The organism is Psychrobacter sp. (assembly GCF_030454045.1).
Classification (GTDB): domain Bacteria; phylum Pseudomonadota; class Gammaproteobacteria; order Pseudomonadales; family Moraxellaceae; genus Psychrobacter.
The window spans coordinates 41,893-59,986 of record NZ_JAKDJE010000010.1; the positions used below are offsets into that span (position 1 = coordinate 41,893).

18 protein-coding genes are annotated in these 18,094 nt (G+C 44.6%); 11 read left to right on the plus strand and 7 right to left on the minus strand.

The annotated features are described in order from the left end of the window. Positions 1 to 25 precede the first annotated feature (25 nt). The 5 genes from L0G63_RS03530 to gmk all read right to left on the minus strand — a co-directional run bounded on the left by L0G63_RS03530 (position 26) and on the right by gmk (position 6,596). Positions 26 to 2,314, minus strand: coding sequence for a primosomal protein N' (locus L0G63_RS03530; protein ID WP_301449389.1), 2,289 nt, complete (start codon positions 2,312 to 2,314; stop codon positions 26 to 28). A gap of 126 nt (positions 2,315 to 2,440) precedes the next feature. Further along, positions 2,441 to 2,821, minus strand: coding sequence for a RidA family protein (locus tag L0G63_RS03535; RefSeq protein ID WP_010201437.1), 381 nt, complete (start codon positions 2,819 to 2,821; stop codon positions 2,441 to 2,443). A 144-nt stretch (positions 2,822 to 2,965) separates the two neighbouring features. Further along, positions 2,966 to 5,164: a bifunctional (p)ppGpp synthetase/guanosine-3',5'-bis(diphosphate) 3'-pyrophosphohydrolase gene (locus L0G63_RS03540; protein WP_301449390.1), complete on the minus strand. Its 2,199-nt coding sequence runs from the start codon at positions 5,162 to 5,164 to the stop codon at positions 2,966 to 2,968. Between the two features lie 355 nt (positions 5,165 to 5,519). Further along, entirely contained in the window at positions 5,520 to 5,780 is a 261-nt protein-coding gene (gene rpoZ / locus L0G63_RS03545; protein WP_301449391.1) for a DNA-directed RNA polymerase subunit omega, read from the minus strand. A 189-nt stretch (positions 5,781 to 5,969) separates the two neighbouring features. Beyond that, positions 5,970 to 6,596, minus strand: coding sequence for a guanylate kinase (gene gmk / locus L0G63_RS03550; RefSeq protein ID WP_301449392.1), 627 nt, complete (start codon positions 6,594 to 6,596; stop codon positions 5,970 to 5,972). A 352-nt stretch (positions 6,597 to 6,948) separates the two neighbouring features. Here gmk and ispH point away from each other — a divergent pair, with 352 nt between their 5' ends. From ispH to L0G63_RS03605, 11 genes are all read left to right on the plus strand, one after another. Then, entirely contained in the window at positions 6,949 to 7,905 is a 957-nt protein-coding gene (gene ispH, locus L0G63_RS03555; RefSeq protein ID WP_301449393.1) for a 4-hydroxy-3-methylbut-2-enyl diphosphate reductase, read from the plus strand. Between the two features lie 53 nt (positions 7,906 to 7,958). Further along, a complete protein-coding gene (locus L0G63_RS03560) occupies positions 7,959 to 8,207 on the plus strand; it encodes a hypothetical protein (RefSeq protein ID WP_301449394.1) in 249 nt (82 codons plus the stop codon). A gap of 63 nt (positions 8,208 to 8,270) precedes the next feature. Then, positions 8,271 to 9,086: a thioesterase family protein gene (locus L0G63_RS03565; protein ID WP_301449395.1), complete on the plus strand. Its 816-nt coding sequence runs from the start codon at positions 8,271 to 8,273 to the stop codon at positions 9,084 to 9,086. 462 nt (positions 9,087 to 9,548) lie between these two features. Continuing rightward, a complete protein-coding gene (htpG, locus tag L0G63_RS03570; RefSeq protein WP_301449396.1) occupies positions 9,549 to 11,510 on the plus strand; it encodes a molecular chaperone HtpG in 1,962 nt (653 codons plus the stop codon). 318 nt (positions 11,511 to 11,828) lie between these two features. Beyond that, entirely contained in the window at positions 11,829 to 13,307 is a 1,479-nt protein-coding gene (locus tag L0G63_RS03575) for a C13 family peptidase (protein WP_301449397.1), read from the plus strand. A gap of 100 nt (positions 13,308 to 13,407) precedes the next feature. Then, positions 13,408 to 14,298 (plus strand): S-formylglutathione hydrolase, encoded by an 891-nt coding sequence (gene fghA, locus L0G63_RS03580; protein WP_301449398.1) that lies wholly within the window; start codon positions 13,408 to 13,410, stop codon positions 14,296 to 14,298. Between the two features lie 277 nt (positions 14,299 to 14,575). Then, positions 14,576 to 14,806, plus strand: a complete 231-nt coding sequence (locus L0G63_RS13680; RefSeq protein ID WP_367618352.1) for a TIGR03643 family protein — start codon at positions 14,576 to 14,578, stop codon at positions 14,804 to 14,806. Between the two features lie 113 nt (positions 14,807 to 14,919). Continuing rightward, on the plus strand, positions 14,920 to 15,609 hold the full coding sequence (gene rpe, locus L0G63_RS03590) for a ribulose-phosphate 3-epimerase (RefSeq protein ID WP_301449400.1): 690 nt from the start codon (positions 14,920 to 14,922) through the stop codon (positions 15,607 to 15,609). A 156-nt stretch (positions 15,610 to 15,765) separates the two neighbouring features. Further along, positions 15,766 to 16,095 carry a hypothetical protein gene (locus L0G63_RS03595; protein ID WP_301449403.1) on the plus strand — a complete coding sequence of 110 codons (330 nt, stop codon included), beginning with the start codon at positions 15,766 to 15,768 and terminating at the stop codon, positions 16,093 to 16,095. Between the two features lie 172 nt (positions 16,096 to 16,267). After that, complete coding sequence (locus L0G63_RS03600) at positions 16,268 to 16,579, plus strand: hypothetical protein (RefSeq protein ID WP_100749968.1); 312 nt, start codon at positions 16,268 to 16,270, stop codon at positions 16,577 to 16,579. A 232-nt stretch (positions 16,580 to 16,811) separates the two neighbouring features. After that, positions 16,812 to 17,123, plus strand: coding sequence for a hypothetical protein (locus L0G63_RS03605; protein WP_301449401.1), 312 nt, complete (start codon positions 16,812 to 16,814; stop codon positions 17,121 to 17,123). 177 nt (positions 17,124 to 17,300) lie between these two features. Here L0G63_RS03605 and rpmG read toward each other — a convergent pair whose 3' ends face one another. Together rpmG and rpmB are read right to left on the minus strand one after the other, a co-directional pair. Continuing rightward, positions 17,301 to 17,456 (minus strand): 50S ribosomal protein L33, encoded by a 156-nt coding sequence (gene rpmG / locus L0G63_RS03610; RefSeq protein WP_075100487.1) that lies wholly within the window; start codon positions 17,454 to 17,456, stop codon positions 17,301 to 17,303. A gap of 38 nt (positions 17,457 to 17,494) precedes the next feature. After that, positions 17,495 to 17,731 (minus strand): 50S ribosomal protein L28, encoded by a 237-nt coding sequence (gene rpmB / locus L0G63_RS03615; RefSeq protein WP_075100488.1) that lies wholly within the window; start codon positions 17,729 to 17,731, stop codon positions 17,495 to 17,497. Positions 17,732 to 18,094: the final 363 nt, after the last annotated feature.

Sequence of the window (18,094 nt, forward strand, 5' to 3'; positions counted from 1 at the left end):
GAAAAGCACCTGCAAGGGAACGAGCTTACCAACCAATGGGGTCGATATCTAAGGTTAGCTTGAGATATTTGGCACTCAGTAGAGCCAGCACTGGCTGCCACCATTGGTTTAATACATGATGTAAGTGCGCACGATCTTTGGCTAAGAGTAGTAGCTGCGCATGATAGCGGCTGTTCTTTTTACTCATTGGGGCATCAATAGGACCGAGAACCACAAGATGGTGCGCACTGGGTAAGTGAGCAATGGCATCCTTGAGCGCTTGTGTGGTGGCTGCCAGTGTTTTTCCTTCACAGCGTATCAGGGCGGCATGACTGTGAGGCGGTAAGCCCATCATTTTACGCTCTTGCAATAGCTCGCGGGCAAACGATAAATAACCATCTTTGACCAGCTTTAAGAGTAATTCATTATCAGGCTGTAGGGTCTGTATCAAGACGCGACCCGCTTTGTCACCTCGACCAGCACGGCCAGCTACTTGTATCATGAGCTGCGCTGTATGCTCAGGTGAGCGAAAGTCTGCCGACAAAAACCCGCGATCGGCGTTGGGTAAGCAGACCAATGTCACATTAGGGAAATGATGGCCTTTAGCCACCATTTGTGTACCCACCAATATGGCAGGATCGCCTTGATTGATTTGCTGATAGATATTTTCCCAGCTGTCTTTTCGTCTTGTGGTATCACGATCGATTTGGATAATTGGATAAATCACTTTGCTGGTTTGGGGATTGGCAAAAATCGCATGCAGATTATCGCTGAGCCTTGTCGTACCCATACCTTTGGCATCTAAGTTTTGACTGCCGCAATCAGGACAGACCGTAGGAATGTAGGCTTGCCAATCACAATGATGACATTTTAAATAAGAGCTACCTGATTGGCTGTTTCGCTGAGATTGGCTGTTGTAGTGAACGGTCAAATGTGCGTCACAACGCGGGCAGTCTGCTTGCCAACCGCAAGCCTCGCACAACAAAACAGGGGCATAACCGCGGCGATTCAAAAATATCAGTACTTGATCACCTGCTTCTAGCGTTTGCTTGATAGCGCCAATCATGGCGTCTGTCAACCCGGTGTCATAGCGATTGCCATTATCTTGTGTTTGTTGGTGAGTACTCTGCAAACGCGCATCAATCAGCTGCATGGTTGCAGGCTTGGCGTTACCAGGGCGCGTGAGCAATTGATACTCTAGTAGCTTACCATCCTCAACCAGTTTTAGATGCTCAAGAGAAGGCGTTGCTGTCCCCAGTATCACTGGGATTTTGTGTTGCAGACCGCGGTAGAGCGCCACATCGGCGGCATGATAACGCAGTGTGTCCTGCTGCTTGTATGAGCCATCATGCGCTTCATCAACGACAATCAGCCCCAGAGCGGCAAAGGGATAGAGCACTGCTGATCGTGTGCCGATGATAATTTGTGCATGACCGGTGCGGCAGTCTTGCCAGCCTTGCAAACGATGAGTATTGGTCATGCCTGAATGCAGCAAAACGATGTGAGCGGCGAAGCGACTGGCAAATCTGGCGCGCGTCTGCGGTGTCAGTCCAATCTCAGGCACCAAGATCAGCACTTGTTTGCCAGCTTCTAAGACCGCTTGCATCGCTTGCAGATAGACTTCTGTTTTGCCGCTACCAGTAATGCCATTTAACAAAAACCCGCTATAAGTCTCAGATTCATGAGCAGCAATGATGGCATCGACGGCCTGCTTTTGCTCCTCATTGAGATCAAGCGGCATTTTTGCCAATCTGACAGGAGAAGGGGCTTGTTTTGGTTGAATATAGCGCTCGATGAGGCCTTTGTCTTCGAGCGTTTTTAAAAATGCTCGTTGCATCCCTTCTAGTAATAAAACGTCTTCACTGGCACCGCGCTCACCATGCAGTTTTAGCATATCAAACTGCTGTTTTTGCTTTTTTGCATTGGCATGAAAATCATCATCAGTAATATGCGGCAATATTCGCCAATGGGTAATCAGTAGGTCTAGTGGTTTGCCTTGGCGCACAAGGCTCGGCAAAATAACAGCCAAAACATCACCGAGTGGGTAGTGATAATAGCGGCCGAGCCAATAAGCCAGCTTGAGCATGCTGGGATCTAAAATAGGGACAGCATCCAAACACTTATTAATCGGTTTGATTTTATTGACGGGTACAAGGCTCTCCTCTTTATTGACATGAGCAATCACAATGCCAATCAAGGTCTGTCGACCAAAGGAAACTTCAACGCGGCTCCCAATTGGCGGCATCGCACTGTCTGGCGAATCCAGCATATCTGCAGGTAAGCCATAGTCAAATACCCGATAAAGGGGTACGGGCAGCGCAACTTGTACCAACATAAATAGCTTCGCAGTCTTATTAGGTTAATGTGATATAAAAGGTAGAGACAAATAAGCTTAGCATGATGCTAAGCTTATGGTAGATTGACTTATAGGGATCTGTCTGAGTAAAACTGACGATCTATCTTATTCAATATATAAGATAGATTCAATTTCGACCACGCCACCTTTAGGTAAGGCTGCGACTTGTACAGCAGCGCGTGCAGGATACGGTTCGCTCAAGTTCGCCACAAACACTTCGTTTAGGACTGCAAAGTCGCTCAAGTCAGTCAAAGATACATTAAATTTAACCACGTCATTGAGGCTACCACCAGCTGCTTCGCAGATTGCTTTGATATTCTCAAATACCTGCTCAGCCTGCGCTTTGAAACCTTCTCTTAACTCCATCGTTTCAGGATCAAAACCAAGCTGGCCTGAAATATAAACAGTGTTGCCAACTTTGACAGCTTGTGAGTAAGTGCCTACAGCAGCAGGTGCTTTATCTGTTTGAATCGTTTGACGAGTCATATAATGTCCTTTTGGTATTTTATGGACGGATGTACTACTAAACGCTTAGCAATATTCCGTATCGTTGTTCTAGAAAATATTAGAATCACAACATTGGCTGTTCAGTCCGGATCAGCGAGTAAAATCGCTAGACGGACTGGGTTATTATAATTGATATAGCCGTATGATGTTAGGAAAGCCTAATAATGATCGCAGCTCACGGATGCCTTGAGCGAGATGCTTACGGCTACGCACAATGATATGAATGATGGTATCGCTATTACGAACGTCAACCGTTTCAACCCCCATATTCAACTGGCGGAGGTGGTAGATCACCTCACTGATTTGCTCATCACTAAGCGCAACAGAGAGTTTTAGGTAAGCGGGGAAGCGGATTTTGCCACTATTTTGTATGTCGCTATCCTCCGTGTCCCCTTGTGTAACAGCGTTATCACTGCGCCAACGCAGCTGAATAACCTGATAGGGATTGTCTTTACGAATATCATCAAGAGAGAAGCATTTATGTCGATGGACGACCAAACCGTGTCGAGATAAATGTCCAACGATAGGGTCGCCATAGATGGGATGACAGCAATTGGCAAAATCAAGCTCCACTCCCGAGGCGTTGGCGATCAGTTGTTGAGGCTGAGTCATGTCATCGTGATGTGCTTTGTCCTGCAGATCGCTCACTTCATCGCTGAATAGGCGAGTGACCACCAATTGAGGTAACAATGTACCAGAGCTAATTTGTTCAAACAGCGCATTTTTTTCAGTCACACCGCGCCATTCAGTCAGATCTTTCCAATCATCCTCTGTTAGGTCATCGAGCGTTTTTTGATAGGTTTTGAGGGCGCGATCTAACGCTTGACGACCATGATGCTGCTTGTCAGCGGTAGATAAGTCTTTGAACCAACGTAATATCTCTTCACGCGCTTTGTTGGTCACCACAAATCCTAACCACTCGGCTTTTGGCTCTGAGTGGCTATTGACTTCGATTTCAACTGCTTGGCCGTTTTTTAATACTGTACCGAGCTTTGCCGGTTTGCCATCGATATTGGCCCCAACAGCGACGTTACCGACCATGGGCCCGACTGCATAGGCAAAGTCTAGTGCCGTTGCCCCTTGTGATAATTCGTAAGCTCGACCTTTTGGACTGTAGCAAATGATTTTACTTGAATGTAGATAATCCATTAGGTCATTAATGGTAGAGACTGCTGCAGAAAAGTTCGGGCTATTTTCGTTGAGGTTGTCTTCATCGACCAAATCTTTCATATTGCGCAGCGAGGCTTGGATAACGGATTGACTGACTTCAGAGGCGTGCTCTGCACCGATAACGCCCAGTCTTGCGGCACTTTGCATTTGCTTGGTCAAAATCGTCACTTTTACGACATCGTTGTCGCGCTCATAAATGAGCGTGAGTGATTGATTGCCACCTGGTAACGGCCTGCGAATATTATCCGCGATATGGGTATCATCAATTTGATACTTTTTAATAAGATAATACGCCAACTTGTCACAAGCTTCGATATTATCGAGGACAATCTCAAATGCATAGTGACGTAGCAGCGTGTTAATTTCTCCGCGATTGCGGAAAAACTGACGGTAAATGACCACGCGATTGTCTAACACTTTGACCAGTCCGTTGAGCCCCAAATTATTGAGCACAATGCTCAGATAACGATGAATGGCTTCTCTTTGGAAATTACGCCCAAGTCCATGCTGTAGCAGTTTGTCAGATATCTTGTTGTACATATCAGAATCAAGGTTACGATAACACAGCACCTCAATATAATCGGCGATATCATTAAGACCCATCAAGCGTGCAAATGGCACATAAAAATCTAACGTTTCTTGTGCTGTCGTACGTTGTTTTTCAGGGCGCACGGCATCAAGCGTGGACATATTATGCAGGCGGTCCGCAAGCTTAATAATGAGTACCCGTGGATCTGCGAGTGTGGCGGTCAAAATTTTGTGAAAGGTCGCGGCTTTATTTTGCTGCTTATTGTGAGAGGAGGATTTTAGTTTTGTCACACCATCGACCAGCCTAGCCACTATCTTGCCGTAGCGCTGCTCGAGCTGCTCGTCACTCACGTCGGTGTCTTCGACCGTATCATGCAAAATCGCTGCAATAATTGTATCTCGATCTAAGCGAAAGCCCGCCAGTATCTCAGCCACTGCGATAGGGTGAGTGATATAAGGTTCCCCTGATTTACGCTTGTCTTTAATGTGCGCAATATCACCGAACTCACAGGCATCAACAATGTCACGGCGCTCAGCAGCAGTGAGATAACCGACTGAACGCAGCAAGTTATATTGAGCGTCATCGACGAGATGATGACTGAGTTTGGGTAGGGTTTGACTCATAAATGACGATCCTATTTTCCATGACTGACTGACTTGATTATGGATTGAAGTAAGCAGTAAATGGTGACTGAATATTGACCAACCATACGAAACTTAAGTAGGGATAGGCCATTCTCTAATTAATCGCAAATCGCATTCAATGTCAACTGATAAGCGAGTAGGCGATGAAAAAATTTGACTCAGTGGGCTATTTTGATAGATAAATGGCTATCAAAACAGCAAATACAATACAGTTACAACCAAAAAACCACAGCCTATGCTGTGGTCTCTATTGTCAGTTAGAAGCTTGTTCTTGATCACAAAGCCATGATCAGCTTTGAGAATTTAAAGATACAAGTTTCCCTGAAATCGGCTGTTAAAAACTGTGATCACCTGACAATGCTAAATCTAATGAACTTGTTGCAAAATTGTGTTCTGGTTGGCTTAGGATGTCGTGTCCGATTTTGCCAGCAGCAATTTCACGCAAGGCCAATACAGTAGGCTTGTCATTGTCGACGTCAACCATTGGCTCAGCGATACCTTTGGCCAGTTGACGGGCGCGCTTACTTGCGACCAAAATTAGCTCAAAGCGATTATCCACATTACCCAAACAATCTTCAATCGTCACTCGTGCCATAAATAGCTACCTCGGTTGTTTTATTTGTGACCGACCGTGCCCGCCACATAATAAAAATAATATCAAATACATAAAAGGGAATAGCCAGACATTATAGCATTTTTTGCCGAGTTGCGTCGTTGCTTTTTTTGCAGCCTATCGGATAAATATCAGCTAAGGGTCAATCGCCATTTCTTATTCTTTTACTTCTTATTCTTCTACCTGATCGTTCAACAAGTTGCTGATCGTGCGTTGGTAACGTTGCTGCTGGCGAGCAAGGGTTTGTCTATCTGCCACAATAATGGCTTTTAGCTCAGCGAGTGCCACATCAAAGTTGTCATTGATAACCACATAATCGGCATTTACGTATTGTGCCATTTCGGTGACCGCGCCAGCTAGACGGCGCTCGATGACTTCTAGACTGTCTTGAGCGCGGGTTGAGAGGCGTTGGCGTAGGGTGGTCAAGCTGGGTGGCAAAATAAAAATCATGATAGCATCGGCAAAGATTTCTCTGATTTGTGTGGCCCCTTGCCAATCAATCTCCAAAATCACATCAATGCCTGCTGCAAGCTGAGCGCGTACGCTTTGCTCTGAGGTGCCATAATAATTGCCAAACACTTCTGCATGCTCTAAAAACTGGCCTGCATTGATACCATGGGTAAAAGTGTCGATGTCTGTGAAGTGGTAGTGCTGACCATCGATCTCACCTGGACGAGGCGCACGAGTGGTATGTGAGATGCTCACTGAAAGATCATTGGTGGTGACTAGCAACTGCTTGACCAATGAGGTTTTACCAGTGCCAGACGCGGCGGTGATAATAAATAATGAACCTGTCATACAAAGTATCCTAATGGAATATGTGCGAGTAAAGTATGTCCTAATAACGAACCAAAAGACGTATCAGTCAGAGACACAGACTGGAAAAAACAAAAAACGCCATCATGTATGGCGATAGAAATCATAGTAGGTGCACATTATAAACTGCTTTTATGCGAGTAGAAGCGAGTTTTGCAATACGGTATTGATATCTTGATATGTGTATGTAGCATATTGCGATGCGTGTGCTGCTATTTTTGAGGGCAATAAAAGTAAATTATGCTAAAGTAGAGCATCGATTTTGCCCCACATTTTACATCAAAGCTGTTAGGCATAAGCTTTATATATAAATTATCCAACGATAGGCGTTCTTATGCAAATTTATCTTGCCAATCCCCGCGGATTTTGTGCTGGCGTGGACCGTGCGATAGCGATTGTTAACGAAGCATTGACACGTTTCGAGCCACCCATTTATGTCCGTCACGAAGTTGTCCATAATAAATTTGTGGTGTCAGATTTGGCAAATCGCGGTGCAGTATTTGTTGAAGAGCTTCATGAAGTGCCAGATGGATCCATTGTTATCTTTTCTGCCCATGGCGTCTCCAAAGCGGTTGAAGATGAGGCTGAGCGCCGTGATTTGACAGTGTTTGATGCGACTTGTCCTTTGGTCACCAAAGTACATATCGAAGTGGCAAAATTTGCCCAAGATGGTATGGATGCGGTGCTGATAGGGCACGCAGGTCATCCAGAAGTCGAAGGTACAATGGGACGCTTCAATCGTCGTCATGGTGGACAGATTCATCTGGTTGAAGATGAAAGTGATGTTGCAGCATTGACGGTACAAGATGCCGAGCGTTTGGCTTTTGTGACCCAAACAACACTATCAATGGATGATACCGCGCGCGTTATTGATGCATTACGTGAGAAATTCCCTAATATTCAGGGCCCTCGCAAAGATGACATTTGTTATGCCACCCAAAACCGCCAAGATGCAGTCAAAGACTTGGCCAGTCGCTGTGAAGTGGTTTTGGTGGTCGGCTCACCAAACTCATCAAACTCTAATCGCCTGCGTGAGCTTGCTGAGCGTATGAATTGCCGCGCGTATTTGATTGATAACGCCAGTGAGATGGAGCAAGGCTGGCTTGATGGCGTGCAGAGTATTGGCGTGACTGCTGGAGCATCGGCGCCTGAGGTACTAATCCAAGAAGTCTTGCAGCAGCTACAAGATTGGGGCGGTGATTTGCCAAGCGAGCTCTCTGGTATTGAGGAAAACGTCATATTTAGTCTGCCGAAAGCCTTGCGGATTCCTGTCACCCAAGTTGGTAAGTAATTAGGATACGCCCTCGTATTTGTATGAATCATCATTTATATGGATAAGCTCGCATGAAAGAACCAAAAGCCAGATTTGTATTGGCAGAAGCCACGCTCGCTGAAGTGAATAAGCAACTGAAACTCAATATGCTTGTCATGGTGGCAGTGGTCTTTGTACTATTTATGAATATCATGAAGTTTATGGCAGAAAAAAGCGTTCTTTACGCTGTACTCGCAATCATAATGATTTGCTTACTGTTCTTTATACAAAAAGCTCGCGGTATTCTCATACTAAGAAAACAAGAGCTTACCCATAAATAGAAAATACAAGCATAAATAAAAAATACAGGTGAAAGTGCCAAATATAGGAAATAGAGAATAGTTATGACTGCTTATTACAAATTTATCAAACGTGAACAGCAAGACGATGGCGTCAGTGTGGCGCATTACCAGCCAACCAAGCATGCACAAGGCGCTTGGAATGAGCATGAGCAGCATATGGCACCAGCGACAGGTCTTCTGACAGCTGAGATTAATAACTTTGCGCCACAAGCCAATACCCGTATTGCTCGTGTCGGTCTTGATATTTTAGGCCTGATACCGCTCGATGACTTTACCATTAGTACTCGCTGTATTCGTCCTGGCAAGACGATTGAGCTGATTGAAGCGGTTATGAGTAGCCGTGGCCGTGATGCCATTATTGCAAGAGCATGGCGACTCATTACGCAAGATACCAGTGAGATTGCAGGGCTTGAGGACCAAAAGGCCATTTATCAGCCTGATGATCTGCCTGTTTGGGACGAGATGAAAGGCTGGCCGGGCGGTTTTATCGAAAGCGTGCGTTTGGTAGCGACAGAGGATCGTCGTCCTGGTCGAGGTATGGTATGGATCACCAATGACGTTGAGATGATAGAAGGCATACCAACGGATGATCTGGTACATTTATTAGGGATGGTCGATACGGCCAATGGCGTGGTACCCCGCTTGGGCCTTGGTTTATCTAAGTTAGAATGGATGTTTCCCAATACCGATTTGCAAATCCACATGCACCGCGCACCCAAAGGGCGCTGGTTGGGTCTTGAAGCCGTACAACAATATGGCAATGATGGCATTGGATTGACCAGTGCGGTACTACATGACGTATATGGACCCTTTGGCCGTAGCGAGCAAATCCTAACCATTCGTCCGATGCCACGTTAAAAGAGAAAGAATCAACTATCTAGTAATTTTGGAAAACGAAACCATATGTTGTAATCGATTAATTGTACAAATATTGGAGAAATGGTTTTAATAGTAACTAATAAGACGATATTGCCAACAAGGCGATATCAATCGACATAGAGGTTACTATGAAAGCATATACTCAATTTTCCAAAAAACTGACGACTATTTGGGAGTTATTAATAGAGGTTTATTCAGAATAGTGGTTAGCTTTTGTTCTTGCGCTAAAAAATGACTGATACCAGAACGCCGCCTTGGTAAACAAGCGCGGTGTTTTTTATGGAATAAGACTTTTGAGCTTGAATTTTTTTTGGATGCCCCTATTAGTATAGACAGTTTAACGGTATCACATACGGCGGGGTCTCTAACATTATGAGAGCGGCCTTAGTGAGTATATCGTTATCTTATAATAGGTCTTTCATAGAATTTAAAGGAGTTTTTATGAGTGAAGCAACTCAAGCTGAAGGTCTGAATCCAGAATTAAAAAAACATACGTTTGAAGCGGAAGTGGCGCAGTTGCTGCATTTGGTCACGCATTCACTATATTCTAACGCTGATATTTTCGTCCGTGAGCTCGTCTCTAACGCGTCGGATGCTTGCGATAAGTTGCGCTTTGAAGCCACCAATGATGATAGCCTTTATGAAGATGATGGCGAATTAAAGATCCGCATTGCTGTCGATGAAGACGCCAAAACCCTTACCTTTACTGATAACGGTATTGGGATGAATGAGACCGATGCCATCGAAAACTTAGGTACGATTGCAAAATCAGGTACCAAAGCCTTTTTGGATAAATTGTCTGAATCACAAAAACAAGACGGACAATTAATTGGTCAATTCGGTGTTGGTTTTTACTCTGGCTTTATCGTAGCAGACACCATCAGTGTTGAATCACGTAAAGCGGGCGAGCCTGCGGATAAAGGCGTACGCTGGGTATCAGATGGTACAGGCAGCTTTACGGTTGAGCCAATTACCAAAGACACGCGCGGTACCGCGATCACTTTGCACCTAAAAGAAGAGTATAGCGAGGGTGAAGACAACTATCTAGATCGCAGCAAGATAAAGCGTTTGGTTAATAAATACTCTGACCATATCAGTCTGCCCATTCAGATGCGTAAAGAGATCTGGCAAGAAGATGTAAAAGAAGACGAAAGCGACGACACACCTGCTGGCGGTGAGATGGTACTGACGGATGAGTGGGAAACCATTAATAAAGCCAGTGCGCTATGGACACGCTCAAGCTCTGAAATCGAAGATGATGAGTATGTCGATTTTTATAAAAACATCACTTATGACATGGACGCGCCGCTTACGTGGACGCACAACCGTGTCGAGGGCCGCGTACAGTATACCCAGCTTTTATATATCCCTAAAAAAGCCCCGATGGATCTATACACTCGCGAGCAGCAGCACGGTCTAAAGCTTTATGTAAAGCGCGTCTTTATTATGGATGATGCTGAGCAGCTATTACCGATGTACTTACGCTTTGTGAAAGGGGTGATCGATTCTGCCGACTTACCACTGAACGTGAGCCGCGAGCTACTACAAGAGTCACGTGATGTAAAATCTATCCGTGATGGTAACGCGCGCCGTATCTTGACTTTGCTGGCAAGCCTTGCCAATAGCGAAGACAGCGATAAGCAAGAAAAATTTGCGCAGTTCTATGCAGAGTTTGGCGATGTCATCAAAGAAGGTCTGGGCGAAGATGCCGGCAATAAAGAACGTATTGCTAAGCTATTACGTTATGCAACCAGCACGCAAGACGGTCTTGAGACCAGCTTTGAAGATTACAAAGCTCGTATGAAAGAAGGGCAAAAAGCGATCTATTATCTAACGGCTGATAACTTAGCCGCGGCAAAAAACAGCCCGCAGCTCGAGCTATTCAAGAAAAAAGGCATCGAAGTTATTTTGATGACCAGCCGTGTCGATGAATGGGCAATGAATTTCTTGACCTCATTCGATGAGACACCGCTACAAAACATCGCAAAAGGCGCGGTAGATTTGGGTGACTTGCAGGATGAAGCCGAAAAAGCCGAAGCCGAAAAAGCTGAAGAAACTCTAAAGCCTGTCGTTGATAAGCTCAAAACTGCACTGGGTGATCGTGCTAAAGATGTCAAAGTCTCGACGCGTTTGGTTGATAGCCCTGCGTGCTTGGTTGTTGGTGAAGGTGAGTTATCGCCACAAATGATTCAGATGCTCCAGCAAATGGGTCAAGATGTACCAGCGAGTAAGCCAACACTAGAGGTCAATCCAGATCATCCGCTGATTAAAAAGCTTGAGAGCAGTGAGCAATTTGACGACTTGGCACAAGTGATTTTTGATCAAGCATTGTTAGCAGATGGCGGTCAGTTAGACGATCCAGCCGCTTATCTAAAACGCGTTAATGAGCTATTGATGAGATAATGTCTGATTATTGATATAAAAGGAAGCCTTGTGTGTAAGGTCTCCTTTTTTTATTTAGATTTATGGTCGTATTTGAATGAATTTTACAAATCATACTTATCGTCTTGACTGACAATCCGTTACAATCGCGATAGATTAGCGAGCTAGACTATTAGGCATGGTTAATCATCTTCTATAAACATTCCGTCGTGAATTCAATATAAATAGATGTCTAGAGCTGTGAGGAAATCGTACGTCGATTGCATCAAGTGGCGGTTATATCCAGACAATTATCATTGGGTCATTTTATTTTTCTCGACTGGCTAGAGGTCTAAGTCTTTGTCACTTACGTCGTTAAAAACCGTATCGCTTCAGCGTTTTTCGCTCAACTTCGCTGCCAATATTATTGCAACCTTGTGGATGCTAGTCGGCTCAACGCGAGCGTTTTCTTGGGTAAAGCCCACTTTTATACAGTTTGCTGTATTTTCACTATTAGCACTTGGCAGTAATGTCCTGTTTTCGTGGTTGGCTGCTGAGAGTGGCAGCATATTCAATGAGCAGGGGCTGGTCAGCTATTTGATCTGGCCGATGATCATTTTGTTAAGCGGTATTATTTTGGCACGGCGGGCCAGCAATCAGTCGTTGGTATTTGTACCAGTCGTCCTATGGTTAGTGGCTGATACATTGTCAGCGCTACTACAAAGCTTGGTGCAATTTTTTGGTAGTTATGGTTGGTTGCCTGATTGGAGCTATTCGTTTTTACCGATATTGTTTTTGGTTCTGTTTTTATGGCAGACGCTCGCTTTACTATGGATTTTTTCTCGTCGTCTGCGTCTACCATGGTGGGAGCGAATCATCATATTGGTTGGGGCGGTGGCGTTATTGACTATTTGGCAACGCAATGTCGCTGATCAGCCTATCTTTAAGCAAATTCCGATAGAGCCTGTATTGGAGGAGGCGGCACTATATGAGCAGCCACGGTTATTGCAGCAAGCATTAAATAGTATAGACCCAAGTATCGATGGCAAAACCGACTGGTACTTTATGGGAGTGGCAGGGTTCTCGGGTCAAAACGTTTTCCGTTCTGAGATCAATAAGGTACGTGAGCTGTTTGACGTGCGCTTTGGTACCAGTGGGCACTCGCTATCGCTAATTAATAATACTTATAGCTGGATGGATGAGCCAATCGCAACCAAAACCAGCATCCTACGTGGACTAAAGAAGATTGGTCAGCAGATGAATGCTGATGAAGACGTATTGTTTCTCACATTGTCCTCCCATGGTAACCAAGATATTATTCAGTTGGCCAATCCACCGATTGCGATGGATAATATCGATGCTGCATGGCTTCGTGAGGCGCTAGATGCCTCTGGTATTCGCTGGCGCGTGATTGTGCTCTCGGCTTGTTACTCAGGCTCATTTATCGATGAGCTGGCTTCTCCAACCACGGTAGTGATTACGGCATCGGCTGCTGACAAGCCCTCATTTGGCTGCACCAATACCGCTGAGATGACGTATTTTGGTCAAGCATTTTTTGCCGAAAGCTTGCGAGGCAACACCAGTTTTGAGGATGCTTTTGAGGATGCCAGCATACGAGTGACGGAGCGTGAAAGCGCAATGGGATTTGAGCCATCAGAGCCGCAGATGGCGATCGGTAGTTTGATGGAAACCGCGCTACCTGCTTTTGAGCAAGTACTATTTAATAAGTCGCGCCCATCGGTAGCGAGTATTACAAATAATGCGGCTTCAACAACCGTCAATGTCTTATCGGATGACTCTACCGACTTGCCAGTAGACGTCAATATAGCCGCTGAGTAAATACGAAATATGATTTAATCTATTGCAAATACTACTATCATATTATGGGTATTTATTAACGATCATTATTGATTTATTTTAGATAAAAAGGATATCACTCATGCATCATTCTTATAGTCATAGTTTGTCTAACCATAAACAGCTTACCCAAAAAAGTGTGAATCGCTGCTTCAACGGTGAGCAGCATTATTATAGTCACGAGTCGACATCGACCAAGACCACCATGACTTTTAGTGTTTATCTGCCTGATGAAGCGTTGGCCGGACGACGCTGTCCTGCGATACTGTATCTATCGGGTCTGACCTGTAACGCTGATAATGTCACTCACAAAGCGCATTTCCAACAGAAATGCAGTGAGCTTGGTATGATACTGATTGCACCTGATACCTCGCCTCGCAGCAGTGACGATGTTGAGGTACCAAACGATGAGCGTTATTTTGTTGGTCAAGGCGCAAGCTATTATGTTGATGCGACTCAAGCGCCTTGGTCAGACAATTTCAACATGCAAAGCTATATCGTTGAGGAGCTATATGATTTGTTACGCTCAGAGTTTCCTATCGATAGCATTGGTATAACAGGGCACTCGATGGGTGGGCACGGGGCCTTATTACTAGGATTTAAGTATCCGAGTAAGTTTGTCAGTGTGTCGGCGTTGTCGCCAGTGTGTGCCGCCAGTGAGTCTGCTTGGGGACAAGCTGCCTATACAGAGTATTTTGGCGATGATCACTCATTATGGGCACAAGCCGATGCGGCGCAGATGATCGAAAAAGTGGGACAGCAGTATGCCAGTATTTTGGTTGACCAAGGCGCTGCTGATAATTTCTTAGCAGAAGGGCAACTACAAACCGCTAAACTACAAGACGCTTGTGTAAAAGCCAAACAGCCCTTAACATTGCGTTATCAGGCAGGGCATGACCACAGCTATTATTTTATTCAGACAGTGATTAATGATCATATCGAGCATCATTGGCACATGGCTCAGATGAGCTAAGCTGCCATACAGGTGGCCGTGATATGTTTTTCGCTATCTCATTCCTGCTCAAAAGGTGATTTTTATGGCAAGTTATCAAGATTTGACAGCTTCCAATGTGAAAGATAAATCAGTAGATGCACGCTCTACAAAGGTAACGATGCAAGCCGATATGGACGCTGCTTTGGCAAAAAAGCAACATGATGTCGATAGTGACCACGTATCCGAAGCGAAAGCAAAAGAGTGTATCGCAAAAACCGTCAACGATGCGGGCGAAACCTTACTTGATGAAGCGCAAATATCTCGCGTGATAGAGATGGCATGGGAAGACAGAACGCCATTCGGTGCGATAGAGCATAGCTATGGTCTCGATGAGACTGGAGTTATCAAACTCATGCGCCAAACGTTAAAGCCATCGTCTTTTCGTTTATGGCGCAAGCGCGTGAGTAACCGTGCCACCAAGCATGAAGCAAAGCGCTCTTTCGAAATTGGCCGTGCTTATTGTAAGACCCAATACAAGCAGCGCTAAACAACTAAGTATTTAGTACCAATATGTCAAAGGCTCGCAGCATATGTGAGCCAATTAGAATTTTCTTTTAATCTATCCATATCTTATATAAACATGAATTAGGTAGCCCAATTATGAACAGTCCTGCTAAACCTTATCTTATTGCCCCATCGATACTCTCAGCTGACTTTGCGCGGTTGGGCGAAGAAGTGGAGAGGGTATTAGAGTCGGGTGCTGATGTGATTCATTTTGATGTAATGGACAACCATTACGTACCTAATTTGACGTTTGGTAGCATGATTTGTAAGGCATTGCGTGACTATGGTGTGGAAGCGCCAATTGATGTCCATTTGATGGTATCACCTGTCGATAGTATGATTGAGCAGTTTTTGGAAGCGGGGGCGAGTATCATCACCTTTCATCCAGAAGCCAGTCATCACGTTGATCGCTCTCTTCAGCTTATCAAAGATGGTGGGGCAGAGTGCGGTTTGGTACTCAATCCTGCCACATCATTACACCATCTAGATTGTGTGATGGATAAAGTGGATCAAATTTTATTGATGAGTGTTAACCCTGGTTTTGGTGGTCAGTCGTTTATCGATAACACATTGGACAAAATACGTCAGGTACGTCAGCGTATCATCACCAGTGGTCGAGATATCAGATTAGAAGTAGATGGCGGTGTCAAAGCCAGCAACATTCGTGCGATTGCTGAAGCAGGGGCTGACATGTTTGTCGCGGGTTCTGCGATATTCAACCAAAAAGACTATAAAGCGGCTATTGATGAGATGCGCGCAGAGTTGGCTTTAGCCAATAATAGCTAATCTGCATATTGTGACATGATCGATAAACGGTGTTGGCGACCAAAAAACAGTATTGAAGTAGGCCATATCATTTGCAATTGTGCGTAGTGGCCAGTCATGTAAAGGTGAATCATGGACAACAAACATTCTACCAACTCATTGAAACCTTCTGAGACGATGAAACATACTGATCAGACACCGAAAAGTGAGACACAACGTAGCTTGGTGCCAAAAGGCATTACGGTTGGCATGGCTATATTTGCGCTGGTACTAAGCTTGGCAGGTTATGGTTTTAGATTGATGGTCGGCGATGATTTTACAACAGTGCTGCGCCATGCAGCGGTCATCGTTCCAGCCTTTGTGCTGGGTATTCCGCTGTTTTTTTGGCTGGGTTCGCGCCTGCTCAACAAAGTTAAAGGCATGCATATCGAAACTCGTAATGCCTTAACGCTTGGCTGGCTGACCGCGTGCGTGGCCATGCTGTGGCTGATGGGGACTTATAGTTAAGTTGTTATGTGCCTCGCTATACTGCACAAACTAAGGGGTTTTGCGTATCGTACATATCAAATACCCTGTTATGAGGACAGGTTAGTGTGTATGAGCGCAATTCACCCTTTTGTGACTGCTTACTTTTCATTCATAAATACGTCACGCTGTTTGGGCGTGACTGGACGCTTGCATGTCAAAACCTTCTGATAAAATCTTCGATCTTATTTTTCCCAAAGACTTACCCAACAGTTTGTTTATCATCCTGATAGTGGCTTGTCTGCTGCTTGGGCTGTCATCCTTACGTCATGGCACCGACTTGCAAAGTTGGCTCAATGTCATCGAAAACTGGCTACTGATGCTGCTGATATTTCCTACGGCGACAGCGACTGTTGCCTTGCCGTTTAAATACCGTGACCCATCGCTTGAGCTCAAGCTCATGTATTATCTGGGTATGTTTGTCGCTTTCTTATTTACCTTAGCAAAACTGCGCTACTGGCGCTGATCGGCGCATGTGCTGGCGCAAATACTTGACACAAAAGCGGACTCTAAAATAGAAGACTTACGTGACAGCCCTTGAATTTCATGGCCAAAGCGTCCATTGTATGAGTAAGACAGATTTACCCGCGTTACTGTAAGATGATAGATTTGCCGAATGCGTTTGTTTTCAATAAATAACGGCTTTGCAATCACTAGTTTCTCTACCAGTACTAAACGGGATAATAAGGAACATATTAATGCCATATGATATCGATAATGATATAGAAGTAGACAACGAAAGTAGCGATCAGTTTGCAGGGTTTGCCAAAGAAACCACCTTAGAGTTAGTGGAAGCAGATGATGGTAGATTGTTGTTGCGTGATGCCGAGCAAGATGAAGCGCCGCTGATGACCATTGATTTTTCTGAAAAACTCAAAGACATCCTCGGCAGTGATACGCAGGCGATAGGTCAGCATATGATTCATGCTGCCATTCAGGTGATCATGCAAAAACAAATGAGCCAGTGGCACGCCCATGTCTATGACAAAGAGCCGGCGCACTATAGCTAGTTGGCTGGTGTACTGCACTAAGCTGGCCGATGTACTATAGACAGATAGTCAGCTAAAAACCTACGGCCAAAGCGCCATGCGAGTGATAGTAGAAAAAAGTAGCAGATAAAACAGACAAAAAAAGGGCTTATCAATCGATAAGCCCTTTTTTGTATTCAAATAATCAGCATTACCGTATTATTTGATTTTTGCTTCTTTAAAGATCACGTGCTGGCGGACTTTAGGATCATATTTTTTGATCTCCATTTTGCCAGGCATCGTGCGCTTGTTTTTGGTCGTGGTGTAATAATAGCCAGTACCAGCAGTCGATACTAATTTGATTTTATCTCTCATGATAGCTTTCCTTTAGATGGTGGTGATAAGCGCGTGGCTTAAACTTTTTGACCTTGTGCGCGCAAATCTGCTAACACTTTATCAATACCAACTTTGTCGATGATGCGCATACCTTTGGTAGACACACGTAGACGTACAAAACGGTTTTCTGACTCTACCCAAAAACGATGGTTGTGAAGGTTTGGTAGAAAGCGACGACGGGTTTTGTTGTTTGCGTGCGAAACATTATTACCCACCATAGGGCGCTTTCCAGTCACTTGGCAAACTCGAGACATGGCGAACTCCTAATCTATGAGGCATGAGGGATTCTCATACCAGTCTGGGCAAGTTGCGCGTTTTTGCGGCATGGACACAGCAAGCGGCAGCTTTGCACCAAACAAAACTATATGAAGGTTGAGCTGATATGACTGTTACTAAAGGCAAATAACAGACCCACCAATTCAGAAAATTTTAAAGCCGACATTTATACCATAAAACAGACGAATACTCAAATATTTTTATGATAGTTGTTGGTTTAAAGGAGAGATATTATACCTGAAATGAGCGTGCTATGTCGTTGATTGTTTAATAGTAAAGATTAATTTTTAACCCCACTCTCAACTTCGAAAGTGATTGAAAAAAGAAGAGCACCTCACTAA